The sequence below is a fragment of the Hydrogenophaga palleronii NBRC 102513 genome, from assembly GCF_001571225.1.
Taxonomy (GTDB): domain Bacteria; phylum Pseudomonadota; class Gammaproteobacteria; order Burkholderiales; family Burkholderiaceae_C; genus Hydrogenophaga; species Hydrogenophaga palleronii.
Window position 1 is genome coordinate 34,683 of record NZ_BCTJ01000001.1, and the last position, 23,583, is coordinate 58,265.

26 protein-coding genes are annotated in these 23,583 nt (G+C 68.9%); 9 read left to right on the forward strand and 17 right to left on the reverse strand.

Annotated features, from left to right (window positions below; genetic code table 11):
* Positions 1–16: 16 nt before the first annotated feature.
* The 4 genes from HPA01S_RS00165 to HPA01S_RS00180 are packed head-to-tail and all read right to left on the reverse strand — an operon-like array spanning position 17 to position 3,125.
* The gene (locus HPA01S_RS00165; protein ID WP_066265122.1) at positions 17–355 is read right to left on the reverse strand and encodes a thioredoxin family protein; all 339 of its coding nucleotides are present in this window, start codon (positions 353–355) and stop codon (positions 17–19) included.
* Positions 345–1,670: a c-type cytochrome gene (locus tag HPA01S_RS00170; protein WP_066265124.1), complete on the reverse strand. Its 1,326-nt coding sequence runs from the start codon at positions 1,668–1,670 to the stop codon at positions 345–347. The genes HPA01S_RS00165 and HPA01S_RS00170 overlap by 11 nt, the downstream gene beginning before the upstream one ends.
* Positions 1,667–2,437, reverse strand: a complete 771-nt coding sequence (locus tag HPA01S_RS00175; protein ID WP_084360362.1) for a c-type cytochrome — start codon at positions 2,435–2,437, stop codon at positions 1,667–1,669. Before HPA01S_RS00175 ends, HPA01S_RS00170 begins: the two co-directional genes overlap by 4 nt.
* 16 nt (positions 2,438–2,453) lie before the next feature.
* Positions 2,454–3,125 (reverse strand): acyl-CoA dehydrogenase family protein, encoded by a 672-nt coding sequence (locus tag HPA01S_RS00180; RefSeq protein ID WP_169801482.1) that lies wholly within the window; start codon positions 3,123–3,125, stop codon positions 2,454–2,456.
* A gap of 153 nt (positions 3,126–3,278) precedes the next feature.
* Here HPA01S_RS00180 and HPA01S_RS22495 point away from each other — a divergent pair, with 153 nt between their 5' ends.
* The 7 genes from HPA01S_RS22495 to HPA01S_RS00210 all read left to right on the forward strand — a co-directional run bounded on the left by HPA01S_RS22495 (position 3,279) and on the right by HPA01S_RS00210 (position 8,290).
* Positions 3,279–3,680 carry a CidA/LrgA family protein gene (locus HPA01S_RS22495; RefSeq protein WP_169801483.1) on the forward strand — a complete coding sequence of 134 codons (402 nt, stop codon included), beginning with the start codon at positions 3,279–3,281 and terminating at the stop codon, positions 3,678–3,680.
* Complete coding sequence (locus tag HPA01S_RS00185; RefSeq protein WP_084360364.1) at positions 3,677–4,375, forward strand: LrgB family protein; 699 nt, start codon at positions 3,677–3,679, stop codon at positions 4,373–4,375. The genes HPA01S_RS22495 and HPA01S_RS00185 overlap by 4 nt, the downstream gene beginning before the upstream one ends.
* Before the next feature lie 17 nt (positions 4,376–4,392).
* Complete coding sequence (locus HPA01S_RS00190) at positions 4,393–5,862, forward strand: aminotransferase-like domain-containing protein (RefSeq protein WP_245638539.1); 1,470 nt, start codon at positions 4,393–4,395, stop codon at positions 5,860–5,862.
* A 48-nt stretch (positions 5,863–5,910) separates the two neighbouring features.
* Positions 5,911–6,654, forward strand: a complete 744-nt coding sequence (gene rlmB, locus HPA01S_RS00195; RefSeq protein WP_066265134.1) for a 23S rRNA (guanosine(2251)-2'-O)-methyltransferase RlmB — start codon at positions 5,911–5,913, stop codon at positions 6,652–6,654.
* 5 nt (positions 6,655–6,659) lie between these two features.
* Positions 6,660–7,382: an SIR2 family NAD-dependent protein deacylase gene (locus HPA01S_RS00200; protein ID WP_066265136.1), complete on the forward strand. Its 723-nt coding sequence runs from the start codon at positions 6,660–6,662 to the stop codon at positions 7,380–7,382.
* Between the two features lie 129 nt (positions 7,383–7,511).
* On the forward strand, positions 7,512–7,835 hold the full coding sequence (locus HPA01S_RS00205; protein ID WP_066265138.1) for a DMT family transporter: 324 nt from the start codon (positions 7,512–7,514) through the stop codon (positions 7,833–7,835).
* A gap of 44 nt (positions 7,836–7,879) precedes the next feature.
* Entirely contained in the window at positions 7,880–8,290 is a 411-nt protein-coding gene (locus HPA01S_RS00210) for a nuclear transport factor 2 family protein (protein ID WP_066265140.1), read from the forward strand.
* Positions 8,291–8,299: 9 nt separating this feature from the next.
* On the opposite strand, the gene HPA01S_RS00215 is transcribed toward HPA01S_RS00210, so the two are convergent.
* From HPA01S_RS00215 to HPA01S_RS00260, 10 genes are all read right to left on the reverse strand, one after another.
* Positions 8,300–8,893: a chromate transporter gene (locus tag HPA01S_RS00215; RefSeq protein ID WP_066265142.1), complete on the reverse strand. Its 594-nt coding sequence runs from the start codon at positions 8,891–8,893 to the stop codon at positions 8,300–8,302.
* A 5-nt stretch (positions 8,894–8,898) separates the two neighbouring features.
* Positions 8,899–9,534, reverse strand: a complete 636-nt coding sequence (locus tag HPA01S_RS00220) for a chromate transporter (RefSeq protein ID WP_066265146.1) — start codon at positions 9,532–9,534, stop codon at positions 8,899–8,901.
* 36 nt (positions 9,535–9,570) lie between these two features.
* Positions 9,571–10,440: an AraC family transcriptional regulator gene (locus HPA01S_RS00225; RefSeq protein ID WP_066265150.1), complete on the reverse strand. Its 870-nt coding sequence runs from the start codon at positions 10,438–10,440 to the stop codon at positions 9,571–9,573.
* On the reverse strand, positions 10,437–10,898 hold the full coding sequence (locus tag HPA01S_RS00230; RefSeq protein WP_066265152.1) for a GyrI-like domain-containing protein: 462 nt from the start codon (positions 10,896–10,898) through the stop codon (positions 10,437–10,439). Before HPA01S_RS00230 ends, HPA01S_RS00225 begins: the two co-directional genes overlap by 4 nt.
* A 78-nt stretch (positions 10,899–10,976) precedes the next feature.
* On the reverse strand, positions 10,977–11,945 hold the full coding sequence (locus HPA01S_RS00235) for a bifunctional helix-turn-helix transcriptional regulator/GNAT family N-acetyltransferase (protein ID WP_066265155.1): 969 nt from the start codon (positions 11,943–11,945) through the stop codon (positions 10,977–10,979).
* A 76-nt stretch (positions 11,946–12,021) separates the two neighbouring features.
* Entirely contained in the window at positions 12,022–12,408 is a 387-nt protein-coding gene (locus HPA01S_RS00240) for a response regulator (RefSeq protein ID WP_066265156.1), read from the reverse strand.
* On the reverse strand, positions 12,405–14,045 hold the full coding sequence (locus tag HPA01S_RS00245; RefSeq protein ID WP_066265159.1) for a sensor histidine kinase: 1,641 nt from the start codon (positions 14,043–14,045) through the stop codon (positions 12,405–12,407). Before HPA01S_RS00245 ends, HPA01S_RS00240 begins: the two co-directional genes overlap by 4 nt.
* 131 nt (positions 14,046–14,176) lie before the next feature.
* On the reverse strand, positions 14,177–14,920 hold the full coding sequence (gene fabG, locus HPA01S_RS00250) for a 3-oxoacyl-ACP reductase FabG (RefSeq protein WP_066265162.1): 744 nt from the start codon (positions 14,918–14,920) through the stop codon (positions 14,177–14,179).
* A gap of 159 nt (positions 14,921–15,079) precedes the next feature.
* Positions 15,080–17,233: a 3-hydroxyacyl-CoA dehydrogenase NAD-binding domain-containing protein gene (locus HPA01S_RS00255; RefSeq protein WP_066266143.1), complete on the reverse strand. Its 2,154-nt coding sequence runs from the start codon at positions 17,231–17,233 to the stop codon at positions 15,080–15,082.
* Between the two features lie 103 nt (positions 17,234–17,336).
* Positions 17,337–18,542, reverse strand: a complete 1,206-nt coding sequence (locus HPA01S_RS00260) for an acetyl-CoA C-acetyltransferase (RefSeq protein WP_066265165.1) — start codon at positions 18,540–18,542, stop codon at positions 17,337–17,339.
* Between the two features lie 109 nt (positions 18,543–18,651).
* Here HPA01S_RS00260 and HPA01S_RS00265 point away from each other — a divergent pair, with 109 nt between their 5' ends.
* Positions 18,652–19,815, forward strand: a complete 1,164-nt coding sequence (locus HPA01S_RS00265) for an acyl-CoA dehydrogenase family protein (RefSeq protein WP_066265168.1) — start codon at positions 18,652–18,654, stop codon at positions 19,813–19,815.
* A 5-nt stretch (positions 19,816–19,820) separates the two neighbouring features.
* Positions 19,821–20,192 (forward strand): glyoxalase superfamily protein, encoded by a 372-nt coding sequence (locus HPA01S_RS00270; RefSeq protein WP_066266144.1) that lies wholly within the window; start codon positions 19,821–19,823, stop codon positions 20,190–20,192.
* A gap of 15 nt (positions 20,193–20,207) precedes the next feature.
* On the opposite strand, the gene HPA01S_RS00275 is transcribed toward HPA01S_RS00270, so the two are convergent.
* The 3 genes from HPA01S_RS00275 to HPA01S_RS00285 all read right to left on the reverse strand — a co-directional run bounded on the left by HPA01S_RS00275 (position 20,208) and on the right by HPA01S_RS00285 (position 23,508).
* Positions 20,208–20,837, reverse strand: a complete 630-nt coding sequence (locus HPA01S_RS00275) for an ABC transporter ATP-binding protein (RefSeq protein ID WP_066265173.1) — start codon at positions 20,835–20,837, stop codon at positions 20,208–20,210.
* Positions 20,838–20,999: 162 nt separating this feature from the next.
* Positions 21,000–21,818, reverse strand: a complete 819-nt coding sequence (locus HPA01S_RS00280) for a general secretion pathway protein GspB (RefSeq protein WP_066265175.1) — start codon at positions 21,816–21,818, stop codon at positions 21,000–21,002.
* Positions 21,819–21,831: 13 nt separating this feature from the next.
* Positions 21,832–23,508, reverse strand: a complete 1,677-nt coding sequence (locus tag HPA01S_RS00285; protein WP_066265177.1) for an ExeA family protein — start codon at positions 23,506–23,508, stop codon at positions 21,832–21,834.
* Between the last annotated feature and the right edge of the window lie 75 nt (positions 23,509–23,583).

The window sequence follows — 23,583 nt, forward strand, 5'->3', positions numbered from 1 at the left end:
AGGCCGGCCAGCAGGCTCAGCCCGCCCGCAGGCGCTGCCAGAGCGCCAGCACCTCGGGCTCCACGGCCGCGGGCCGTTGGCCTGGCTCCTGCAGCGTCTGCAGCAGGCGCTCCAGCAGTTCGGCGCGCGGCAGCACCGGGCCGTAGAACAGCACGTGTTCGCCCCGCGCCACCAGCACGCTGGGCAGGGTCTCCACGTCCAGATCGCCGAGCGCGGCGGCTTCGTCCTCGATGTCCAGCCAGCGCCACTGGTGCTGCGGGTGCGCCTGGGACAGCGCGTGGATCACCGGCCGCCAGTCGCGGCAACTGCCGCACCACTGCGCGCACAGGCAGATCACATGCAGTTCAGCGGCCAAGCGGCCCTCGCAGTTGCTGCACGTCGAGTGCACTCACCGGCGGTGCCTGGTTGCCCCACTGGCTGCGCACGAAGCTCAACACGTCGGCCATTTCGCCGTCGCTGAGTTGCAGCACGAAAGGCGGCATGCCGAAGGGGCGCGGGTGGCCGGCGGTGGCGGGCGAGAAGCCGCCGTTGAGCACGATCTGCACCAGGTTGGCGGGCGAGTCCATGGTCACGGTGCGGTTGCCGGCCAGCGCCGGGTAGGCGATGGCGCCGTTGCTGGTGATGCCTTCGCCCTTGGCACCGTGGCAGGACGCGCAATGCTGTTCGTACTGCTGGGCGCCGGCGGTCAGCGTGCGCGAGTCCGGCTGCGCGGGCGTGGCGCGGCGCGGGCTGTGCTGCGGCGGCAGTTGGTGCAGGTAGCTGGCCATGGCGTGCAGGTCTTCGGGCGTCCAGTGCTGGGTGCTGTGTTGTACCACCTCGGCCATCGGGCCGCTGACGATGGCGTCGCGCGCGCGGCCGTCGCGGAACAGGGCCACGATCTCTTCCACGCTCCAGTGCTGCAGGCCGGCTTCGGCCGGGTCGAGCAGCGACGGCGCGTACCAGCGCTGCATCGGGATCAGGCCGCCGGAGAGGCCGAGCATGTCGCCCTGGCCGCCGAGCGCGTCGCGCGGCACGTGGCAGGCGCTGCAGTGGCCCAGGCCGTTGACCAGGTAGGCGCCGCGCAGCAGCTCGTCCGATGGCGTTGCGCCGTCGGGCGTCGGGATGTGGTCGTTGGCCTTGAAGTACAGGGTGCGCCAGGCCTTGAGCGCGAACTGCGTGTTGTACGGCCAGCGCATGTCGTGCGGCGGCACCGCTGTGTCGTCGGCCGGCAGGCTGCGGAAGTAGGCGAACAGGGCGTCGCTGTCCTCGCGCACGATCTGCGTCGTGTTGTTGTACGGGAAGGCCGGGTTGAGCCAGCGGCCGTCGCGTCCCTGGCCGTGGTGCAGCGCGCGCCAGAAGTCGTCGGCGCTCCATTCGCCCAGGCCGCTGGCGCTGGGCGTGAGGTTGCTGCCGTACACCGTGCCGAAGGGCGTGACCACACCCAGCCCGCCTGCAAACGGCGTGCCGCCGCGCGTGGTGTGGCAGGCCTGGCAGTTGCCGAGCACCGAGAGGTAACGCCCGCGCTCGATGGTGGCCGGGTCATCGGCCCGGCTGGTGTGCGTGGCGGGTTCGATGGCGATGGGTTGCGCCGGCCAGGCCAGCCAGGCGAAGGCAGCAATGCCGGCGAGCAGCAGCAGACCGAAGGCGAGCCCGATCTTGCGGCCGAGGGAGCGGGTGTTGATGGCGTTCATGGACGGCCTCCCGTGGGAGCCTTGGCGCTGCCACATTGTTGCGGCAGCGGGGTGGTCGAGGCGTCGACGGCGTGGGCGTCGGCCGGCACGCGTTGCGAGGCCAGCCAGGCGCTGACGGCGGCGATGTCGGTGGGCTCCATGCGGCGTGCAATGTCGGCCATGCAGTCGGGTGCATGGGCCTTGCGCAGCCCGGCACGCCAGGCACCGAGCTGGGCGTTCAGGTAGTCGCGTGGCAGGCCGAGCAGGCCGGGCGTGGCCGGCAGCACGCCGGTGAGCGCGGCGCCGTGGCAGGCGATGCAGGCCGGCAGCTGGCGCGAGGCGTCGCCGCGTTGCACCAGCTGTTCGCCGCGTGTGAGCTGTTCGGCCGTGGCGTTCACCGGCGCGGGTGCCGGGTAGGGCGCCTGCATGGCGGCGAAGTGCTCGGCGATTTCCATCAGGTAGCTGTCGCTCAGGGGATCGAGCAGGTGCGTCATCAACGGGTAGACGCGCCGCACATCGCGGAAGTGCAGCAGTTGGTTGTACAGGTAACCGGCGGGCTTGCCGGCCAGGCGCGGGTAGTAGCCGTCGGGCGCGGCGCGGCCTTGCGGGCCGTGGCAGGCGGTGCAGGCCAGCATGCGCTGCGCCATGCTGTCTTCAAAGCGCTGTGGTGTCTGGGGCGGTGCCTGCGTCTGCGCCAGCACCGGCCAGGCCAGCATGGACAGGCAGAGCAACAGGATGGCGCGCCATCGTTGGCGCAGGGGCGGGAGGGAGGGGAGGGCTGGGTGCATGTCGTGGACTGTTCTTTTAGGGTGAGAGCGTGGGCGCGGTGTTCGGGTTCCAGTCGGTCGCACAAGCCAGGCCGCGGCCCAGCGCCTGGGCCACCGGCAGCAGGCGCTGCGGCAGGTCGGGGCCGCAGAGCCATTCGTCTTCGCGGAAGAACACCTGGTTCAGTTGCAGCGTGGCCGTGGGTGGATCGCCGTGGCCAGGGGACTCAGTATCCCGCATGATCGACAGGCCATCTTCCTCGCTGCGCAGCAGCACCCAGTGGGCCTGCTGCTCGTGCAGGCGCAGCGGCGCCACCAGCGAGAAACCGGCCCATTGCAGGTTGGGCACGGCAAGCTGCTCGCCGCGCAGCAGCCAGCCGCGGCCGGTGTCGTGCGCCTGCAGGGGTGTGAACGTGGGCGACAGGGTGGCGGCGCGCTCGCCGCTCAGGAAATCGGCCAGCCAGTGCTCGCGCAGCGCCACGTTGGGCGACTGCAGCAAGGCCTCGATCGCCAGGCGCTGCGCCCACAGCAGCCAGGCCGCGCCCGGGTGGTGGCGCGCCAGTTCGGCGGCACCGGCCGCCAGTGCGTCCAGATCGCTGCCGGCACCGCCCAGGTGGGGCGGCACGCCGCAGCGCAGCAGGCCACTGTCCACCACCTCGTGCAGCAGGTCCGGGCCGGGGGCGGAGGGAGATAAAACGGCATTCGTGGGCATGCCGGTATGCTCGCCCGGATGCATCTGGTGTGCAAGATGCAGTTTTATTGAAAAAATACCGTATCAGAGGTCGCAACTGATGCGCACTGATCCCCCCGATATCGGTCCGATCTGATGCGTGGCAGATGGGCCTTCGACGGCGATACTGACCCGATGATGTTCAAACAACCGTACCGAGAATGGGCTCCGCCAGTGCGGCGCTGGCTGGGCTGGGGTGCTGCGGCCGGGTTGCTGGCCGGGCTGCAGTGGCTGGGAGACAGCCTCATTGCCTTCACCGGCTGGCCGCTGCCGGGTTCGCTGGTGGGGCTGTTGCTGTTGCTCGGCCTGCTGGCCCTGCGCGGCGGTGTGCCGCAAGGGCTGGACGAACTCAGCGCGCCGCTGCTGCGGCACCTCATGCTGTTCCTGATTCCCTCGGTGGCAGCGGTGGGCCTGTATGGCCACCTGCTGACGCAGCACGCGGCGGTGTTCGCGCTGAGCGCGACCCTGGTCACCGTGCTCACCATCGCCGTCACCGGCTGGACCCTGCACCGGCTGCTGCGCCGCCATCCGACGTGAGCGCGCTGGCTTCCTGGCCCGCCGTGGCCGGCTGGACCCTGGTGACGCTGGCGGCCTACGCGGCGGCACTGGCGCTGTACCGGCGCAGCGGCCACCACCTGCTGTTGCTGCCGGTGCTCACCGGCACCGCGCTGGTGCTGGTTGTGCTGGCGGTCACCGGTACCGGTTACCCCTTGTACGCCGAGGCCACGCGCGCGCTGCGCTGGCTCACCGGGCCGGCGGTGATCGCCCTGGCGGTGCCGCTGTACCGGCAGGCCGCCTTGCTGCGGCGGCTCGCCGTGCCGTTGCTGCTGGCCTTGCTCGCGGGGTGCCTGGCCTCGGTGCTGGGCACGCTGACGCTGGCCCAGGTGCTCGGTGCACCCTGGCCGCTGGCGGTGTCGCTGGCGCCCAAGGCCGCCACCATGCCGATTGCCATGCAGGCGGCCGAGCGTGCGGGTGGCCTGCCGGCGCTGGCCGCGCTGGCGGTGGTGTCCACTGGCGTGCTGGGCACCTTGTTCGCGGGGCCGGTGCTGCGCCTGCTGCGCATCGACGACGCCACCACGCGCAGCTTCGCGCTCGGCCTGGTGGCGCACGCCATCGGCACCGCACGTGCGCTGCAGACGCACCCGCAGAGCGTGGCCTTCGCGGCGCTGGCCATGGGCCTGAACGGCGTCTGCACCGCGCTGGTCATCGCCTTGCTGGTGCGCTGGCTGTGAGCGCCGAAACGCCGCGCATGGCACCATCAAGATCGGCCGACGATGTCCAACAGGTTGATCCGATGACGGGGGCCCGCCTCAACCGATACCAGCAGCTGGCCGAAGACATTGCCGACGGCATCCGCGCCGGCCTGCTGCGCCCCGGCGAACGCCTGCCTTCGGTGCGCCAGACCTGCGAGCAACGCGGTGTGAGCCCGTCCACCGTGTTCCAGGCCTATGGCCAGCTGGAATCGCTGGGCCTGGTCGAGGCGCGTGCGCGTTCCGGTTTCTTCGTGCGCGCCACGCGCAAGTTGACGCGCTCGGCGCCGCAGGCCGCGCGGCCCAGCGGCGAGGCAACGCCGGTGGCCATCAGCGAACTGGTCTACGAGCTGCTGGGCTCCACGCGCGACGCCGACGTGGTGCCACTGGGCTCGGCCTTTCCGGCATCGCACCTGTTCCCGTTTGATGCACTGGCACGCAGCGGCGCGCGCGCCATGCGCCGCCTGCCCGCCAACCGCATCACCGGCGCGCTGACCGCGGGCGACGAAGGCCTGCGCCAGGCCTTGCGGCGGCGTTATGCCCTGCATGGTGTGCCGCTGGCGGCGGACGAGCTGGTCATCACCAACGGCGCCATGGAGGCGCTCAACCTCTGCCTGCAGGCGGTGACGCAACCCGGTGACGTGGTGGTGGTGGAGTCGCCCACCTTCTACGCCGCGCTGCAGGCGCTGGAACGCCTGCACCTGAAGGCGGTGGAGGTGGCGACCGACCCGCGCGAGGGCGTGGACATCGATGCACTGGCCGCGCTGCTGGAGCGCCAGCCGGTGGCGGCCTGCTGGTTCATGCCGAGTTTCCAGAACCCGCTGGGCGCGCTCATGCCGCCCGCGCGCAAACAGGCGCTGGTGGAGCTGCTGGCGCGCCACCGCGTGCCGCTGATCGAAGACGATGTGTATGGCGAACTGCACGCCGGCGCGCGCCGCCCGCCACCGGCCAAGGCGTTCGACCGCGAGGGCGGCGTGCTGCACTGCTCGTCGTTTTCCAAATGCCTGGCGCCGGGTTACCGCGTCGGCTGGGCCGCGGCGGGGCGCTTCGCGCCGGCGGTGGAGCGGCTCAAGATGTCGAGTTCGCTCGCCACCGCCATCCCGCCGCAGCTGGCGCTGGTGGACTACCTGGCACAAGGTGGTTACGACCGCCACCTGCGCCGCCTGCGCGAAGCCCTGGCCACGCAGCAGCAGCACGCGCTGCGCCTGGTGGAGCGGCACTTTCCCACCGGCACCCGGGTCACGCGACCGCTCGGGGGCTACTTCGTGTGGGTCGAACTGCCGGCCTCGGTGGACGCGCTGGCACTGCACCACCGGGCGCGTGAAGAGCACATCAGCACCGCGCCCGGCGTGCTGTTTTCGGCCGACCGGCGCTTCACCCACCACCTGCGCCTGAACCTCGGCCACCCCGGCGACGTGCGCTTTGACGCCGCGCTGCGCCGGCTCGGCGAACTCGCCCACGGCGCCTGAAGCCAGACCCGGCCCGGGATCCGTGCGGCCAGCGTCGATAATCGGCGCATGTCTTCCCCCAAAGTGCTGTTCGGCTTTCACGCCGTGGGTGTGCGCCTGAAAACCGCGCCGCAATCCATCATCGAGATTTACTACGAGCCGACCCGGCGCGACGCGCGCATGCGCCAGTTCCTGGACAAGGCGCGCGAGGCCAATGCCCGGCTGATCGAGGCCGACGGCCTGCGCATCGCCAAACTCGCCGGCAGTCATGGCCACCAGGGTGTGGCCGCGCGCGTGGAGGCGGTGGCCCAGGTGCGTTCGCTCGACGACCTGCTGGAACAACTCGAACCCACCGGCATCCCGCCGCTGCTGCTGGTGCTCGACGGCATCACCGACCCCCACAACCTGGGTGCCTGCCTGCGTGTGGCCGACGGTGCCGGCGCACACGCCGTGATCGCGCCCAAGGACCACGCCGCCGGCATCAACGCCACCGTGGCCAAGGTGGCCAGCGGTGCGGCCGAGACCATGCCGTACTTCATGGTGACCAACCTGGCGCGCACGCTGGGTGAGCTCAAGGAACGCAACATCTGGATCATTGGCACCAGCGACGACGCGCCCAAGACGCTCTACCAGGTGGACCTCAAAGGCCCGACCGCGCTGGTGCTGGGTGCCGAAGGCGCCGGCATGCGCCAGCTCACGCGCAAGACCTGCGACGAACTGGTGAGCATTCCCATGGCCGGTGCGGTCGAGAGCCTGAACGTCTCGGTGGCCAGCGGCGTCTGCCTGTACGAGGCGCTGCGCCAGCGCAGCTGAAGTCCATGCACGACACGGTGCGCGACTGGATTCGGGATGCGCGCCACATCGCGGTGCTGACCGGCGCGGGCATGAGCGCCGAGTCCGGCGTGCCGACCTTTCGTGATGCGCAGACCGGGCTCTGGGCGCGCTTCGACCCGCAAGACCTGGCCACCGAGGCCGCCTACCGTGCCGACCCGCAGCGCGTGTGGGACTGGTACCTCTACCGGCGCGGCTTGATCGGCCAGGTGCAGGCCAACGCCGGCCATCTGGCGCTGGCGGATTTTTCGCGCCGCCACCCGGGGCGGCTGACGCTCATCACGCAGAACGTGGACGGCCTGCACCAGCGCGCCGGCCAGACCGGCACGCTGGCCTTGCACGGCAACATCGCCGACGACAGCTGGCTCGACGCGCCACGCCAGTGCTGCCAACCCGGTTCCATTGAAGACGGCCACCCGCCGCGTTGCCCGGTCTGCGGCAACCTGCGCCGCCCGGCCGTGGTGTGGTTCGGCGAACACCTGCCGCCTGCGGCGCTCGAAGCGGCCGAGCAGGCCGCCAAGCGCTGTGACCTGATGCTGGTGGTGGGCACCTCGGGTGAGGTGTATCCCGCGGCCGGCCTGGTGTTCACCGCGCACCAGGCGGGCGCGCGCGTGGTGATGATCAACCCCGCGGCGACGCCGCTGGATGGCCTGGCCGAGTTGTGCCTGCGCGAGACCGCGGCCGTGTGCCTGCCCGCACTGCTGGCCTGAGCCTGCGCAGCGTGCGCAGCGTGCGCACGGCAAACCGCGCCGTCAAACCAGCGGCAATGCCCACATCCGCGCCAGAGGCCGGGCACGGGGATGCCTGACGGCCGGCGCGCCGGCGGGTAGATTCCGCACATGACGTACCTCTACCTTGCCATCGCCATCGTGGCGGAAACCATTGCCACCAGTGCGCTGAAGCTGTCGGAGAGCTTCAGCCGGCCGGTGCCCAGCGCGGTCACCGTGGTGGGCTACGCCATCGCCTTCTATTGCCTGTCGCTGGTGCTGCGCAGCATGCCGACCGGCGTGGCCTATGCAATCTGGTCGGGTGTGGGTATCGTGCTGATCTCGATCATCGGCTGGGCCTGGATGGGGCAGACCCTGAACTGGCAGACGATGTTCGGCATGGGCCTGATCATCGTCGGCGTGGTGGTGGTGAACCTGTACTCCAGCGCGCACTGAACGGATCGGTTGCTTCACACCACACCACTCCGGAGACCGCTCGCATGGCCATCGACACCCTGGGCACCTGGCACCAACTCGTCAAGACCCGCAACGTGAAAGGCCTGCGCGAGCTGCTGGCCGACGACGTGGTCTTTCATTCGCCGGTGGTGCACACGCCGCAGACCGGCAAGGCCGTCACCACCCAATACCTGGCGGCGGCGTTCCAGGTGTTCTTCAACGAGAGCTTCCGTTATGCGCGTGAGGTGGTGGGCCCGCGTGACGCGGTGCTGGAGTTCCAGGTCGAGATCGACGGCGTCAGCGTCAACGGCGTCGACATGATCCGCTGGAACGACGAGGGCCGCATCACCGACTTCAAGGTGATGGTGCGCCCGCTCAAGGCGATCAACCTGATTCACCAGAAGATGGGCGCGATGCTGCAGGCCCACCAGCAGCAACAGCAGCAACAGCAATAAGGGGCTGCGTCAGACCAGGCCCAGCGCCCCGAGCACGGCGCCGGCGCCGATCAACCACAGCAGGTGGATCTTCGTGCGCCACACCAGCACGGTGGCGGCGGCGGTGAGCAGCCACAGCGGCCAGTCGCGTGCCGGGTGTTCGTGTGAACCGGTGAGCAGCCAGCCGGTTGCGATCAACAAGGCGATCACGATCGGCGCCATGCCGGTTTTGAAGGCGCGCACCGCGCGCAGCTCGCGGTTGTGGTGGGCCCAGCGCGTGGCGGTGTAGGTGAGCACCGAGGAGGGCAGCAGGATGGCCACCATGGTCACCAGCACCCCCAGGAAAGCGAGCGACCAGGCCGGCCAGCCAGCGGCCGGGCCGCCACCCGCGTTCAGGCCCACGTTCCAGCCGAGCAGGGCGACGAACAGCACGTTGGGGCCGGGCGCGGCCTGCGAGATGGCGATGGACGAGGTGAACTGCGCATCGCTCAACCAGGCCTGCTGCAGCACCAGGTAACGCTGCATGTCGGGCGCGGTGGTGATGGCCCCGCCCACGCCCAGCAGAGAGAGGCTGGCGAAGTGGGTGAACAGGTCGACCCAGTTGGCGGCGGTGGGCTGCATCATGGTGTTCAGGCCTGTTCGTTCTTGCGGCGGCGGTCGGCATCGACATCGCCGAGCACGCGGTAGGCCCGGAGGCAGGCCACGCCGCCAACACCCAGCAGCACCCAGAGCAGCGGCCAGCGCAGCAGGCCGACGGCAATGAAGGTGATGCAAGCCAGGCCGATGCACACCGCCATGCCCATGGCGTTCCTGTCGAGCGCGCTGATGAGCTTGATGCCGGTGGCGGTGATCAGGCCGGCGGCCACCGCACCCATGCCGCGCAGGGCGTTTTGCGCCACCGGGTTGTCGGCCACGTTGCCGTACAGCACGGCGAGCAGCAGCACCACCACCATGGGCGCGGCCAGCATGCCGGCGAGCGCGGCCAGCGCACCCGGCAGGCCGAAGCAGCGCCCGCCGATCATCATGGAGAGGTTGACCACGTTCGGGCCCGGCATGATCTGCGCCACGGCCCAGTCTTCCAGGAACTGCTCGCGCGTCATCCAGCGTTTTTTCTCCACCAGTTCACGCTGCACCACCGCCAGCACGCCGCCAAAACCCTGCAGCGCCAGCCAGGTGAAGGAGAGGAAGAGATCGGTTTTGGACTGGGGCTGGTTGAGTGGCTGCTGGGCAGCGGCTTCGGGTGGTATCGGGGCGGGCGCGGGCATGCCGGAATTATCGGCGCGCGGGCTTTCAACGCGCTTTCAGTTGCGGTGCGAACGCGCCAGCGGCAGGCAGATGTCGGTGAGCAGATCGGCCGGCGCGGTGTTGCGCGGGTTGTTGAGGTACTCCTCGAACACCGGCGCATCCCCCACCTCGTGGCCGCTGTTCACCAGCCAGTGGCCGTACAGCCACTGGTAGGCCGCGCGCATGGTGGCGTAGGGGCCGCGGTGGCGCAGCACGGCGCAGGGCATGCCGCCCACCTCGAACGCGACCAGGGGCGGCACCGCCTCCACGCCTTCGGGCACGGACAGCCCGGCGCGTGCGCAGAGCTGGTGTTCCGGTACCGCGGACGGATCGTCCAGGTACTCGGCGATCCAGCGCGTGTCCGCGCGCACCTGGCCGAGTGCCGCAAGCTGCACGAAGCAAGGCTCGAACGCCTTGCCGATGGCCATGTAAGAGCCCTTGTGGTTCAGGCCGAGCAGGCGCACGCGCGGGATCTCGCGCACCTCCACCTCGTAACCCGCCGGCATGCGGCGGTCGGCCTGGGCGGTGCGAAAGGCCACGTGGCCACCGTGTTGCCGGTACTGCAGCGGGCTCATGCCGTAGGCCGCACGGAAGGCGCGCGAGAAGGACTGGGCATTGGGATAACCGCAGCGCCGCGCGAGCTGCTCCACCGGCAGGCTGGTGTTGGCCAGGTAGCCGGTGGCGCGGTGCAGGCGAAGCCGCCGCACCGTGACCGCGATGGTCTCGCCGTGCAGCGCGTGGTAGACGCGGTGCCAGTGGTAGGGCGACAGGTGCGCCACCTCGGCCAGCCGGTGCAGATCCAGCGGCTCGTCCAGGTGGTCGTGCAGGTAGGCGATGACGCGGCCCAGGCGCTGCTGGTAGTCGGTCCAGCCGTGGCCCGGGTTCATGCGGTGGCGCCGTGCCGCAGGCCGATGAGGATGTGGATCTCGCCGTTGGCGCGGTAACGCTCGCAGTCGGCCACGAAGGCCTTGGGCAGATCGTCGCGTTGCCAGACGTCCTGCCACACGGCACCCACCTGGTCGACGCGGCCCGGTGCCACCGGGAACACCGCACGCGGCGAGGCCGGCAGCACGGCATGGCTCATGCCCGGGGGCACGGCCTGCGTGCTGGAGACCGGCGCGCCGATGATCAACGAGTAGATGCCACGGTTGTCCACGCCGGCGTTCTCGAAGTGCGTGTAGACCGCGTAGACCTCGTCGCAGAGTTTGCCCGGGATGCGCGCCAGCACGCCGTCTGCGGTGAAGCGCTGCCAGTGGGCCGGAATGGTGGTCATGGCCTCGTCGTTGGAGGTTCTGAGCTCGATGCCGACGATGCGCAGGGCCGTGTCTTGCTGTTCGATGTGCATGGAAGACTCCTGTGGTGATGGACAGGCCAATCTAGCCGCAGCAGGCTGACATTTCTTGCGGAGTTGCGTGAACGCTGGTTACAGCGCCAGCTCCCAGGTTTCGCCGACCAGGTCGTGGCCGTAGCTGTGGTGGGGCTCGCTCTTGACCAGCACGAAACCGCGCTGGGCGTAGATGGCGCGCGCGGCGTCCAGGTTGCGGTTGGTCCAGAGCACCATCTTGCGGTAGCCCTTGGCGCGGGCGAAGGCCAGGCATTCGTCGGTGAGGCGGGCGCCGAGGCCCAGGCCGCGTGCCGCCGGGCTCAGGATGAGCAGGCGCAGTTGCGCCACGGTGGCGCTCTTGCGCACCACGAACACCGAGCCCACGCGCTCGCCGTCGAGTTCGGCGATCCAGCCACGCTCCCGCGCCGGGTCGTGCCGGCGGATCATGCGCGCCACGATCTCGGCCACCAGGGCTTCGAACTCGCTGTTCCAGCCGTACTCGCGGGCGTAGATCTCGCCGTGCTGCTGCACTACCCAGCCCATGTCGCCGGCACGCACGTCGCGCAGCACGGTGTGGCGCGAGCGCGGCGCGGGGCCGGGGTCGAGCAGGGCCTGGGCGCGGCCGAGCGAGGCCACCAGGCCGGCGCGCTGCTCCGGCGTCAACGGGCCGAGCAGGCGGGCGGCTTCGTCGCGTGAACGCTGTTGCAGGGGCTCGAACGCGCTGCGGCCTTCGGGCGTGAGGCCCAGCACGTGCTGGCGCGCGTCGGCCGGGGAGGGCGTTCGCGTGATCCAGCCGGCTTCGGTGAAGCGGCGCACGATGCGGCTGAGGTACCCGGCGTCGAGCAGCAGCCGGCGCCCGAGCTCGCTGGCGCTGCAGGGTGCGTGGTGCGCCAGCTCGTAGAGCACCCGCACTTCGGTGAGCGAGAAGGCGCTGCCGAGGTAGGGGTCGAGCAGGCCGGTGCGCTGGGTGTAGAAGCGGTTGAAGGCGCGCAGGGCGCGCACCTGGGCCGGGTCAACGGGGGCCGTGTGTGCGGCGGTGCTGGTGGCGGTGTCGGCTTGGGCTGGCATGCGCCGATTTTGCGCGCTTGCTTGACCAAGTCAAGTAAAAACAGACAGAGTCAATTTTGACGGCGCTGCGCCCGGATCAGCCGGCCTGCTGCAGTTCCCGCACCAGATCCACCGTGAGCGGCTTGGTGAGAAACCCCCGGATCAGGGGCTGCTCGGCGGCGAGCGCCTTGTCCGACGCGGCGTCGGACGAGGTCAGCATCATCACCACCACCTGGGGCCGGTGGCGCAGCAGCGGAGCGGCCAGGCGCGCGAACTCGAAGCCGTTCATCTGCGGCATGTTGATGTCGAGGAACAGGCAGGTGCGCAGGGTGAGCGGGTCGGCCTGCAGAAAGGCCAGGGCGTCGGCGCCGGATTCGAACACGCGCAGCTCGCCGGTGAAGCCGCTGCGCCGGATCATGATCTCGTGGAAGACGTTGTCGGCCTCGCTGTCGTCGACCAGGATGAAGCGCTCGTAACGGTTCATGGTGGTGCTCCTGCGGAACGGCTTGCGCCACGCGCCACGGGCAGGTGCAGGGTAAAGCGGCTGCCTTCGCCCGGCACCGATTGCAGCGTGATGTGGCCACCGTGCAGCGCGGCAATGCGCTGGCAGATCGACAGGCCCAGGCCCGAGCCGTCGTGTTGCCGGCGCAGGTGCATGCGCGTGAAGAGGTTGAACACCTGCGGCTGGTGTTCGGGCGTGATGCCGATGCCGTTGTCCTTCACCTCGATGCGGTCGAACCCGCCGTGGCGCGCGGCGCGCACGCGAACACGGGGCGGCACCCCGGGGCGCGCGAACTTCAGGCCGTTGGCTATCAGGTTCTGCAGCGCGATGCGCAGCAACGACGCGTCGGCCTGCACCATGGGCAGGTTTTCGGCTTCCACCGCGCCGCCGCTGGCGGTGAGCGCGGCGGCGAGGTCGTCGCTCACCTGTTGCACCACACAGGCCAGGTTGACCGGTGCGCTGACCAGGGCGTGCTGTTCCAGGCGCACGTAGTGCAGCAGATCGTCCAGCAGCGCGGCCATGCGCCGGCCACCGGCGTGCACGAAGCCGAGGTAACGCTGCGCTTCGGGCGGCAGGGCCTGCTGGTGGTCGGCCTGCAGCAGGGCGGCGAAGTTGTTGATGGAGTTGATCGGCTCGCGCAGGTCGTGCGACATGATGTGGATGAAGCGCTCCTGCTCCAGCGTCTTCTGTTCGAGCAGGGCCACGGCTTCGTGCAGATGGGCCTCGCGCATGCGCAGGTCTTCCACATCCTGCGCCCGCAACACCACGCCGATCACCGCACCGGCGGCGTCGCGCACCGGCATCAGGTCCACATGCACATGGCGCGCGCCGCGGCCCGGGAACAGGGTGCGGCGCTGGTAGGAGGTGGTCTCGCCGGTGAGGGCGCGGTCCAGATGGGGCTGGATCACGTGGCGGAAGGGCTCGTCGCCCACGTGTTCGGGCAGTCCCCGGCCGATGATCTCTTCGCGCGTGCAACCCCAATAGGCGAGAAAGGTGTCGTTGACGTGGCGGTAGATGTACTGCGCATCCACGTAAGCCTGCAGGTCAAGCCCGGCAATCGCCATTGCCGTGAGCTGCGCGTGTTGCAGGCACACCGCCTCGGCGGTGAGCTCGTTGGCTTGCCGCTGGGTCTTTTCCTGTTCCAGCAGATCGCTCACCAGGCTGGAGAGTTTGCCCAGCGCGCCGATCTGGGTCGGGCTGAGCTGGCGCGCCTGGTGGTCGATCACGCACACCGCGCCGAGCACGAAGCCGTCGTCGGTGACGATGGGCGCGCCGGCGTAGAAGCGGGCCTGGACGGGGCCGGTCACCAGCGGGTTGTCGTGGAAGCGCTCGTCGTGCTGCAGGTCCTCGACGACGGTGACGTTCGATGGGTTCAGAAGGGCGTGCGAGCAGAACGACACCTCGCGCGAGGTCTGCGCGGCTTCGAAGCCGATGCGCGACTTGAACCACTGCCGGTCGCTGTCGATCAGGGAGATGAGCGCAACCGGGGTGTCGCAGATGGCCTGGGCCAGGGCCGAGATGTCGTCAAACGCCTTTTGCGGCAGGGTGTCGAGCACACCCAGCCCGTGCAGGCGCGCAAGGCGCTGCATTTCGTTGGCGGGCGGAGGGGCAATCAGCATGCGCGGAAACGGGGCAACACGGGGATTTCATGATGGCACAGGCCCCTGCGCAGGGGCAGGGGGGCGCCGGCGATTTACCCCGGTACCCTGAAGTACCGCACGCCACTACGTCACGGAAAGCCGCCGCTGGATCAGACCGACATGCCGCCCGAGACTTCTATCACGGTGCCGTTGATGTAGCTGGCCTCGTCGCTGGCCAGGAAGGCATAGACGTTGGCAATCTCTTCGGGCTGGCCGAGGCGGCCGAGCGGCACGCGTTGCTCCATCTCGGTGATCACCTTGTCGGGAATGGTGCTCAGGATCGGCGTGGCAATGAAGCCGGGCGCCACCGCGTTGACGCGGATGCCCTTGGGGCCGAGCTCGCGGCTCCAGGTCTTGGTGAAGCCGATGACGCCAAACTTGCTGGCGGCGTAGTTGGTCTGGCCGAAGTTGCCGTAGATGCCGACCACCGACGAAGCGTTGAGGATCACGCCGCTGCCCTGCGCGGTCATGGTGTTCACCACCGCCTGCGCGCAATGGAACACGCCGCGCAGGTTGACGTCGATCACTCGGTCGAACTGCTCCAGCGTCATCTTCTGCAGGCGCGCGTCCTGCGTGATGCCGGCGTTGTTCACCAGCACGTCAATGCGGCCGAAGCGCGCCGTCACCTGCGCGACCACCGCGTCCACCATCTCCCGCTGCGTCACGTCGATCACGAAACCCGTTGCGGTGGCACCCAGCGCCTCGCACTGCGCCACCGCCGCGTCCACCCCGGCCTGCTGCACATCGCAGACCACCACGCTGGCGCCTTCGCGCGCGAACTTGAGGGCGGTGGCCAGGCCGATGCCTTGCGCAGCACCGGTGATGAGGCAGACTTTTCCGTCGAGACGTTTCATGGGATTGAGTTGAGGGTTTGAAAGGGCTGCCCCGCTGTGGCGACCAACGCCGCGCGTGAGGGGCGGTCAGATCCAGAGACAGCGAGGGTCCGGCTTCGCCGGCCCCAACTGTCGTCCCCCTTCAGGGGGAAGGCGCCGCAGGCGACGCAGGGGGTGCTCCTAATACTTCGGCTGGTGCTGCCGGATCGCAGCCTTCACCGCGTCGTCGAGCACAAAGCCCGCGCCGTGGCGCGTGGCCAGTTCGGCGCAGCGGCGCTCGAAAGCCTCGATGCCGGTACCGTAGATGAACTGCAGCGCACCACCCGTCCAGGCCGGGAAGCCGATGCCGAAGATGGAGCCGATGTTGCCGTCGTGCACCGAGGTGAGCACACCTTCGGCCAGGCAACGCGCCGTCTCCACCGACTGGCGGTACAGCAGGCGGTCCTTGATGTCCTGCAGCTCCCAGGGCTGGTCGGGTTTTTCGAACAGCGGCTTGAGCTCGGCCCAGAGCTGCTTCTTCTGCCCGGCGGGGTAGTCGTAAAAGCCGCCACCGCCCGCACGGCCCGGGCGCCTGAGTTCATTGACCATCCGCTCCACCAGCAGCTCGCCCGGCGCGGCCTCGTAGCGGCGGCCTTCTTTCTCGAAGTCGGCGCGGGTCTGGTCCAGCACGTGCACCGAGAGCGAGAGCGCGGTCTCGTCGAGCACCGCCAGCGGGCCCACCGGCATGCCGATCTGCAGGGCCGCGTTTTCGATCACTGGCGCCGGCACACCTTCGCCCAGCAGGGCCGCGCCCTCCATCACGTAGGTGCCGAAGGTGCGGCTGGTGTAGAAGCCACGCGAATCGTTCACCACGATGGGCAGCTTGCCCAGCGCCTGCACGTAGTCGTAGGCGCGTGCGATGGTCTCGTTGTCGGTCTCCTTGCCGCGGATGATTTCCACCAGCTTCATCTTGTCCACCGGGCTGAAGAAGTGGATGCCGACAAAACGCTGCGGCCGGCTGCTGGCCTGCGCCAGGCCGGAGATCGGCAGGGTGGAGGTGTTGCTGGCGAAGAAGCCGCCGGCGGCGAGCTGGGGCTCGGCCTCCTTGGTCACCGCGGCCTTGAGTTCGCGGTTCTCGAACACCGCCTCGATGATCAGCTCGCAGCCCTTGAGGTCGCCCGGGTGGTCGGTGGGGTGGATGCGGTCGAGCAGCTCGCGCTGGTCTTGCGCGCTCATGCGGCCCTTGTCGACGCGCGCCTGCGTGAGCTTCTGGCTGTAGGACTTGCCGCGCTCGGCGGTCTCCAGGCTCACGTCTTCCAGCACCGTCTGGATGCCGCGGCTGGCCTGCGCGTAGGCGATGCCCGCACCCATCATGCCGGCGCCCAGGATGCCGACCTTCTTCGGCTTGAAGCGCGAGATATCCTTCGGCCGCGACTGCCCGCTCTTGATCGCGTTCAGGTTGAAGAAGAAGGTGTTGATCATGTTCTTGGCCACCGGGCTCACGATCAGCCGCGCCAGGTAACGGCTTTCGATGCGGCAGGCGGTGTCGTAGTCGACCATGGCACCTTCGGCCATGGCCGCCAGCGCGGCCTCGGGCGCGGGGTAGAGCCCACGTGTCTTCTGCTTGAGCATGGCGGGCGCCACGGTCAGCATGCCGGCGATCTTTGGGTTGCTCGGCGTGCCGCCCGGAATCTTGTAGTCCTTCTGGTCCCAGGGCTGGCGCGACTGCGGGTGCGCCGCGATCCAGGCCAGCGCCGCGCTGCGCATCGTCGTGGCCACGTCGTTGCCGGGCGCCACCAGCTCGTGCACCAGGCCAAGCTCGAGCGCCTCGCGCGGGTTGAACAACTGGCTTTCCAGAATGTAGGGCTGCGCGCCGGCCAGGCCGAGCAGGCGAACCATCTTGGTGATGCCGGTGGCGCCGGGGATCAGGCCCAGCGTGATCTCTGGCAGGCCGAGCTGGATCTTGGGGTCGCTCACCGCGATGCGGTGGTGGCCCACCAGCGCCACCTCCCAGCCACCGCCGAGCGCCGCGCCGTTGATGCAGCTCACCACCGGCACACCCAGGGTTTCCAGCGTGCGGAAGTTCTTCTTGGTCTGCTCGATTTCGGCGAACACATGTGCCGCGTCGCTGGCCTGCAGGCGCATCGTGCCTTTGAGGTCGGCGCCGGCGAAGAAGGTGGTCTTGGCCGAGGCCAGGATGATGCCCTTGATGTCGGCGCAGTCGCGCATCACCTGCGCGGTGACCTCGGTAAGGTCGGCCTGCCATTGGGCGCACATGGTGTTGACCGGCGAGCCTTCCTCATCGAAGGTGATGGTGGCGATGCCGTCGGCGAGTTCGTAGCGGATGGTTTTCATCGTTTCGCTTTCAAAGGTCTTGCTGTCCAGAAACACCGCGCAGCTGCAGGTGCAGCTCCCCCACAGGGGTGACGCGCCGATGGTGCGGCGCGGGGGAGGGTCGTCAGACCCTTTCAACAACCGTCGCGATGCCCATGCCACCGCCGACGCACAGCGTGGCCAGGCCGTAGCGCAGCTGGCGGCGGTGCAGCTCGTCGATCAACGTGCCGAGGATCATGGCGCCCGTGGCACCCAGCGGGTGGCCGAGCGCGATGGCACCGCCGTTCACGTTCACCTTCTCGTGCGGCACGCCCAGTTCTTTCATGAACTTCATGGGCACGGCGGCAAAGGCCTCGTTCACTTCGAACAGGTCGATCTGGTCGATGGTGAGGCCGGCCTTGGCCAGCGCCTTGCGCGCCGCCGGCATCGGGCCGGTGAGCATGATGGTGGGGTCGGCACCCGAGAGCGCGGCCGAGACGATGCGCGCGCGCGGCGTGAGGCCATGCGCCTTGCCGGCGGCGTCGCTGCCGATCAGCACCGCGGTGGCGCCATCGACGATGCCCGATGAGTTGCCCGCGTGGTGCACATGGTGGATGCGTTCAACCTGCGGGTAACGCTGCAGCGCCACCGCATCAAAACCCATGCCGCCCAGCTGCTCGAACGCCGGCTTGAGCGAGGCCAGGCCGTCCAGCGTGGTCTGCGGTTTGATGAACTCGTCTTCGTCCAGGATGCTCTGGCCCAGGAAGTCGGTCACCGGCACCACCGAACCCTTGAAGTACCCGGCGGCGCGTGCGGCGGCGGCGCGCTTCTGCGATTCGAGCGCGTAGGCGTCCACGTCTTCACGGCGGAAACCTTCCAGGGTGGCGATCAGGTCGGCGCCAATGCCTTGTGGCACGAAGAGGGTGTCGCTGTTGGTCTGCGGGTCTTGCGCCCAGGCGCCGCCGTCGGAGCCGATGGGCACACGGCTCATGCTCTCCACGCCGCCGGCCACCACCAGGTCTTCCCAGCCGCTGCGCACCTTCATCGCCGCCAGGTTCACTGCCTCCAGGCCGGAGGCGCAGAAGCGGTTGATCTGCACGCCCGAGCAGCGCCAGTCCCAGCCGGCCTTGAGCGCGGCCACCTTGGCGATCACCGAGCCCTGTTCGCCGATGGGCGAGACCACGCCCATCACCACGTCGTCCACCGCGCCGGTGTCGAAACCGTTGCGCCGCTGCAACTGGGTGAGCACACCGGCCAGCAGGTCGATCGGCTTGACCTCGTGCAGGCTGCCGTCCTTTTTGCCCTTGCCGCGCGGCGTGCGCACGGCATCGAATACGAATGCTTCGCTCATGGTGTCTCCTGGGGGGAATCCGGGGGGAACGCGGGTGCCGAATCAGTATAGACTTTTGCCGAGCATCTGCTTTCCTAAATTCCATGCGACCAGTCTGATAGGTGACACCATGATCGAAAGAACCCTGTTCAACGCCGACCACGAAGCCTTCCGCGACAGCTTCCGAAAGTTCATCGACAAGGAAATCGCGCCGCACCACGAGGCCTGGGAGGAGCAGGGTTATGTGGACCGCGCGGTGTGGAGCAAGGCCGGGGAGAACGGCTTTCTCGGCATGAGCCTGCCCGAGGCGTATGGCGGCTCGGATGCCGACAAGTTGTATTCGGTGGTGCAGATGGAAGAGATCGCGCGCAGCGGCTTCACCGGCATCGGCTTCGGCCTGCACAGCGAGATCGTGGCGCCGTACATCCTGCACTACGGCACCGAAGCGCAGAAGGCAAAGTACCTGCCCCAACTCGCCAGCGGCGAGATGGTGGGTGCCATCGCCATGAGCGAGCCCGCTGCCGGCAGCGACCTGCAGGGCGTCAAGAGCACCGCCATCCAACAGGCCGACGGCAGTTACCTGCTCAACGGCAGCAAGACCTTCATCACCAACGGCTGGCATGCCGACCTGGTGATCGTGGTCGCCAAGACCGACCCGAGCGCGGGCGCCAAGGGCACCAGCCTGTTGCTGGTGGAGCGTGGCATGCCGGGCTTTGAAAAAGGCAAACGCCTGAAGAAGCTGGGCATGAAGGCGCAGGACACCTCGGAACTGTTCTTCAACAACGTGAACGTGCCGGCCGAGAACCTGCTGGGCGGCCCGGCCATGGAAGGGCGCGGCTTCATCTGCCTGATGGAACAGCTGCCCTGGGAGCGGCTGCAGATCGCCATCGGCGCGGTGGCGGCGGCGCAGGCCGCCATCGACTGGACGGTGCAGTACACCAGGGACCGCAAGGTGTTCGGCCAGCCCGTAGCGCAGTACCAGAACACGCGCTACACGCTGGCCGAGCTGCAGACCGAGGTGCAGGTGGCGCGCGTGTTCGTCGACAAGTGCTGCGAGCTCATCGTGGACGGCAAGCTCGACACCGCCACCGCCAGCATGGCCAAGTACTGGTGCTCCGACCTGCAGTGCAAGGTGATGGACGAATGCCTGCAGCTGCACGGCGGCTACGGCTACATGTGGGAATATCCCATCACCCGTGCCTACGCCGACGCGCGTGTGCAGCGCATCTACGGCGGCACGAATGAAATCATGAAGGAAGTGATTTCGCGCAGCATGGGCCTGGGCGCACGGTGAATGCGATGGGGCTCGGCATCACCACCCCGATTTTGCGCAGCTTCGACGAAGCCAGGGCGCGCGAGTTCTACCTGGATTTCCTCGGCTTCAAGATCGACTGGGAGCACCGCTTCGAGCCCGGCTTTCCGCTCTACATGCAGGTCTCGCGCGACGGCTGCGTGCTGCACCTGACCGAGCACCACGGCGACTGTTGCCCGGGCGCGGCGGTGCGCATCCAGACCGACCAGCTGGACGCGTTGCACGCGCAACTCACCGAGGCGAACTACAAGTACGCCAAACCCGGCATTGAGAACATGCCCTGGGACAGCCGGGAGTTGACGGTGCACGACCCGTTCGGCAACCGCCTGGTGTTTGTGGAAGTGGCGCCGCTGGACTGACGGCGCTTTGGCGCGTCAGAGCGCGATGGTCTGGCGCAGCGCCACGCCTTCGGGCGCTTCGTAGTCGGCCAGCAACCAGGCCCGAGCAGGGTGTTGCGACGCCTCCTGCAGCAGGCCGCGCAGGAAGCGGATCGAGGGCGCGTCCAGCGCTGCAAACGGCTGGTCGATCAGCGTCAGCGGCGTGCCGGCAGCAAATGCGGCGCTCAGCCAGACTTTGCGCCGGCTGCCGGTGGACAACATATACATCGGCTTGGCCAGGTGCGGTGCCAGGCCAAAGCCCTCAATCAGTGCGGGCAGCGCTGCGCTGTCGAAGTTCGGGTAGTGGTGGCTCAGGCTGTCCAGGTAACACTGGGCCGCCAGCGCGTCGTGGGCCTCGGTCTGCGGGTCGATCCAGAACACCTGGTGGCGGTAGGCGTCGTGGTGCTCGGCGAGTTCGATGCCGTTCAAGGTGAACGTGCCGGCGTCGGCGTTCTGCGCGCCGGCGAGAAGGCGCAACAGCGTGCTCTTGCCGCTGCCGTCATCGCCCTGCACGAGGGTGACACCGGGTGCGATGTCGAGGGACAGGCCGTCGAACAAGCGCTGTTCGGACCAGCCGAACCGCAAGCCCTTGACCTGCAGGATGGGTTCTTCAGGATCGGTGTTCATATCCGTTTTTCAATGCGCCGGAGCGCGACCCATGCCGCAGCAGCCGCGCAGACCAGAGGCAGCAAGGGTCCGGCTGCGCCGGCCCAAGCTGCGGTCCCCCTCGAAGCGCCGAAGGTGCGCCACGGAGGGGGAAGCCGCAAAGCGGCGCAGGGGGTGTCCAAGTCAATATCCGATGCTGTAGCGCAAGCCGTTGTGGTTGAGCACCGCACTGCGCTGGCCAATGGTCTCCAGCTTGAAACCGGGTGCGATCTCCTGGCCTTCCTGCAGCACCTTGCCGTTGACGATCAGCATGCGCATGGCCGGGTTCTTCGAGTAGGTGGAACCGCTCACGCTCACTTGCGGCAACTGTGCGCGCGCCTCGGGTGAGAGTTCGGCAAAGCTGCGCACCGGGGCCGCGTTGGCTTCGGGGGCTGGCGCGGGTGCTGCGGCCGTCGTGGCGACCGGGGCTGCAGGTGCAGGTGCCGGCGCCGTGGCAGCCGCCGGGGCCGGGGTGGCGCTGCGCGGTGCGGCGGCGGTGTTGCCGGGGGCTGCAGCCGGTGCGGGCGTGGGTGCGGCGACCGTGGCCGGTGTCGGCGCCGGCTTCACCGGCTCGGGGCGCGGTGGCGCGAGGATGGGCTGCACGGGGGCGGGCGCTGCCATGGGCGTTGATGGCGCGCTGGAGGCCGCTGGTGCAGCCGCCACATCGTTCGCCGCTTGCGGTGTGGCATGGGCCGTCACGGCACCGCTGGTGCTCGGGGTGCTGGTGGCCGCCACGGGCGTGCCGGGCTTGGTGGCGCGGGATGGTGCGAACCACCACCACAGGGTGGCCGCAAGCAACACGAGGGCCAGCACCCATACCAGGGTGTGGCCCAGGCGCCAGCCGCGGCGGGGCCGTGCCGGCTTGCGTTGTGCGGGCGGCACGATCTGGCTGTTCAGGCCGGGCACATGGCCGCGTTCGCGTTCGGCGTCGGCGCGTTGAAGGGCATCGAGGATGTAGGACATCTGGGGCGATTTCTCAGGAGCCGGTGCTGGACAGACGCGGCTCGTCCACGCCACTGACCAGGTTGAGCTGCATGAAGGTGATGGGGCCGGCCATGCCGGCGGCGTCGATGCCGTGCACGCGCTGGAAAGCCTGGATGCGTGCCGTGAGGTCATTGGCAGACGGCGGCACCTTGCCCGCGCTCTGCAGGCTGGCGATACGCTGGCTCAGCCAGTTGGCGGCGGGGCCGGTGCGGCCGTCGACGAGCCGGCCGGTCTGGCCGGGCGGCAGGCGCCACAGGGTCGAAAAATCACCGCGCCACACATCGGCCAGCGCGGTCAGCGGCATGCGCCAGCGCTGGCTGCCGGCCTGCAGGGTGGCGTGGTCACCGTCGAGCGCCGTCACCAGCGCCCAGCCGGAACCGTCGGCCAGGCGCAGGTTGACCAGGCCGGGGCGGTCCATCTGGCGCAGGCCGTTGAGTGTCATGCGGTCGGTGCGGTAACACTGCAGTTGTTTGAGCTGGGCGGCCGCGCAGGGCTCGGCCCCGGCCAGCGACTCGTCCCACAGCGGACCGAGGGCGCGCCAGGCATCGGCCTCACTGCCGAGCAGCGCCGAAGCGGCCGGCGGTGTGCTGGGCAGTGGCGGCGATGGCGCGGGGTCGGCTGCCAGTGCCGGCGTGTCGACTCGCGCCACTGCGTTGGCCTTGGTGGTAGCAGGGGCAGCACCTGCGGTCGGAATGGCTGCCACCGGGGCGCGCTGGCCCCACAGCCAGAACAGCGCACCCGCCAACAATGCCCCCGCGACCAGACCGATGGCCAGCGTGCCCAGCGGCGATGTCCAGGGCTGGGCGCTGGTGGAGGCGCCACGCGGGCGCTGCTTCGGGTCGCTGTTGTCGATGTCGAACACCTCGCTGGCGGCCTTGTCGACCACCGCGCGCTCGACCCGCGGCTGGTGGGTGGCATAGGCGCCGAGCAGGGCGCGGTCACACAGCAGGTTGACGCGCCGCGGCACGCCACGTGCGATTTCGTGGATGCGCTGGATGGCCTGGTTCGAGAACGGCAATGGCCCGCGCAAGCCGGCCACCTGCATGCGGTGTTCGATGTACTGGCGGGTTTCGGCTTCGTCGAGCGCGCCGAGGTGAAAGCGTGCAATCACGCGCTGCGCCAGTTGCTCCAGCTCGGGTTGGGCCAGCACCTTGCGCAGCTCGGGCTGGCCGATCAGGATGATCTGCAGCAGCTTGCGCTCGCTGGTCTCCAGGTTGGTCAGCAGCCGCAGCTGTTCCAGCACATGCGGCGTGAGGTTCTGCGCCTCGTCGATGACGAGCACGTTGCGCTCGCCGCGCGCGTGGCTTTGCAGCAGGTATTCGTTGAAGGGATCGAGGTAGTCCTTGATCGTCGCCGGGCCGAAGCCATCGTGTTTGACTTCGACGTGGAACTCGCGGCAGATCGTCTTGAGCAGGTCGGCAATCGTCAACTTGGGGTTGAAGATGTAGGCGACCTTGCAGTGGGAGGGAATCTGTTCCAGGAAGCAGCGGCAGATGGTGGTCTTGCCGGCGCCGATTTCACCGCTCAGCAGCACAAAGCCGCCACCGCCGCGAATGCCGTACAACAGGTGCGCCAATGCTTCTCGGTGGCGCTCGCTCATGAAGAGGTAGAGCGGATCGGGCGCAATGGAGAACGGGTCTTGCTTCAACCCGAAGAAATCGGCGTACATACCCCGGAGCATAACGGGGCCGCCAGGGGCGGGCAACAAAGCCTGGCCGGCGCCGACCAGGCTTGTGCGCAGGGA

Excerpts from the sequence above, each read along its gene's own strand:
- HPA01S_RS00170 (WP_066265124.1), bottom strand. The coding sequence starts at position 1,670 with ATGAACGCCATCAACACCCGCTCCCTCGGCCGCAAGATCGGGCTCGCC.
- HPA01S_RS00175 (WP_084360362.1), bottom strand. The coding sequence starts at position 2,437 with ATGCACCCAGCCCTCCCCTCCCTCCCGCCCCTGCGCCAACGATGGCGC.
- HPA01S_RS00180 (WP_169801482.1), bottom strand. The coding sequence starts at position 3,125 with ATGCCCACGAATGCCGTTTTATCTCCCTCCGCCCCCGGCCCGGACCTG.
- HPA01S_RS22495 (WP_169801483.1), top strand. The coding sequence starts at position 3,279 with ATGATGTTCAAACAACCGTACCGAGAATGGGCTCCGCCAGTGCGGCGC.
- HPA01S_RS00190 (WP_245638539.1), top strand. The coding sequence starts at position 4,393 with ATGGCACCATCAAGATCGGCCGACGATGTCCAACAGGTTGATCCGATG.
- rlmB (WP_066265134.1), top strand. The coding sequence starts at position 5,911 with ATGTCTTCCCCCAAAGTGCTGTTCGGCTTTCACGCCGTGGGTGTGCGC.
- HPA01S_RS00200 (WP_066265136.1), top strand. The coding sequence starts at position 6,660 with ATGCACGACACGGTGCGCGACTGGATTCGGGATGCGCGCCACATCGCG.
- HPA01S_RS00205 (WP_066265138.1), top strand. The coding sequence starts at position 7,512 with ATGACGTACCTCTACCTTGCCATCGCCATCGTGGCGGAAACCATTGCC.
- HPA01S_RS00210 (WP_066265140.1), top strand. The coding sequence starts at position 7,880 with ATGGCCATCGACACCCTGGGCACCTGGCACCAACTCGTCAAGACCCGC.
- HPA01S_RS00215 (WP_066265142.1), bottom strand. The coding sequence starts at position 8,893 with ATGATGCAGCCCACCGCCGCCAACTGGGTCGACCTGTTCACCCACTTC.
- HPA01S_RS00220 (WP_066265146.1), bottom strand. The coding sequence starts at position 9,534 with ATGCCCGCGCCCGCCCCGATACCACCCGAAGCCGCTGCCCAGCAGCCA.
- HPA01S_RS00225 (WP_066265150.1), bottom strand. The coding sequence starts at position 10,440 with ATGAACCCGGGCCACGGCTGGACCGACTACCAGCAGCGCCTGGGCCGC.
- HPA01S_RS00230 (WP_066265152.1), bottom strand. The coding sequence starts at position 10,898 with ATGCACATCGAACAGCAAGACACGGCCCTGCGCATCGTCGGCATCGAG.
- HPA01S_RS00235 (WP_066265155.1), bottom strand. The coding sequence starts at position 11,945 with ATGCCAGCCCAAGCCGACACCGCCACCAGCACCGCCGCACACACGGCC.
- HPA01S_RS00240 (WP_066265156.1), bottom strand. The coding sequence starts at position 12,408 with ATGAACCGTTACGAGCGCTTCATCCTGGTCGACGACAGCGAGGCCGAC.
- HPA01S_RS00245 (WP_066265159.1), bottom strand. The coding sequence starts at position 14,045 with ATGCTGATTGCCCCTCCGCCCGCCAACGAAATGCAGCGCCTTGCGCGC.
- fabG (WP_066265162.1), bottom strand. The coding sequence starts at position 14,920 with ATGAAACGTCTCGACGGAAAAGTCTGCCTCATCACCGGTGCTGCGCAA.
- HPA01S_RS00255 (WP_066266143.1), bottom strand. The coding sequence starts at position 17,233 with ATGAAAACCATCCGCTACGAACTCGCCGACGGCATCGCCACCATCACC.
- HPA01S_RS00260 (WP_066265165.1), bottom strand. The coding sequence starts at position 18,542 with ATGAGCGAAGCATTCGTATTCGATGCCGTGCGCACGCCGCGCGGCAAG.
- HPA01S_RS00265 (WP_066265168.1), top strand. The coding sequence starts at position 18,652 with ATGATCGAAAGAACCCTGTTCAACGCCGACCACGAAGCCTTCCGCGAC.
- HPA01S_RS00270 (WP_066266144.1), top strand. The coding sequence starts at position 19,821 with ATGGGGCTCGGCATCACCACCCCGATTTTGCGCAGCTTCGACGAAGCC.
- HPA01S_RS00275 (WP_066265173.1), bottom strand. The coding sequence starts at position 20,837 with ATGAACACCGATCCTGAAGAACCCATCCTGCAGGTCAAGGGCTTGCGG.
- HPA01S_RS00280 (WP_066265175.1), bottom strand. The coding sequence starts at position 21,818 with ATGTCCTACATCCTCGATGCCCTTCAACGCGCCGACGCCGAACGCGAA.
- HPA01S_RS00285 (WP_066265177.1), bottom strand. The coding sequence starts at position 23,508 with ATGTACGCCGATTTCTTCGGGTTGAAGCAAGACCCGTTCTCCATTGCG.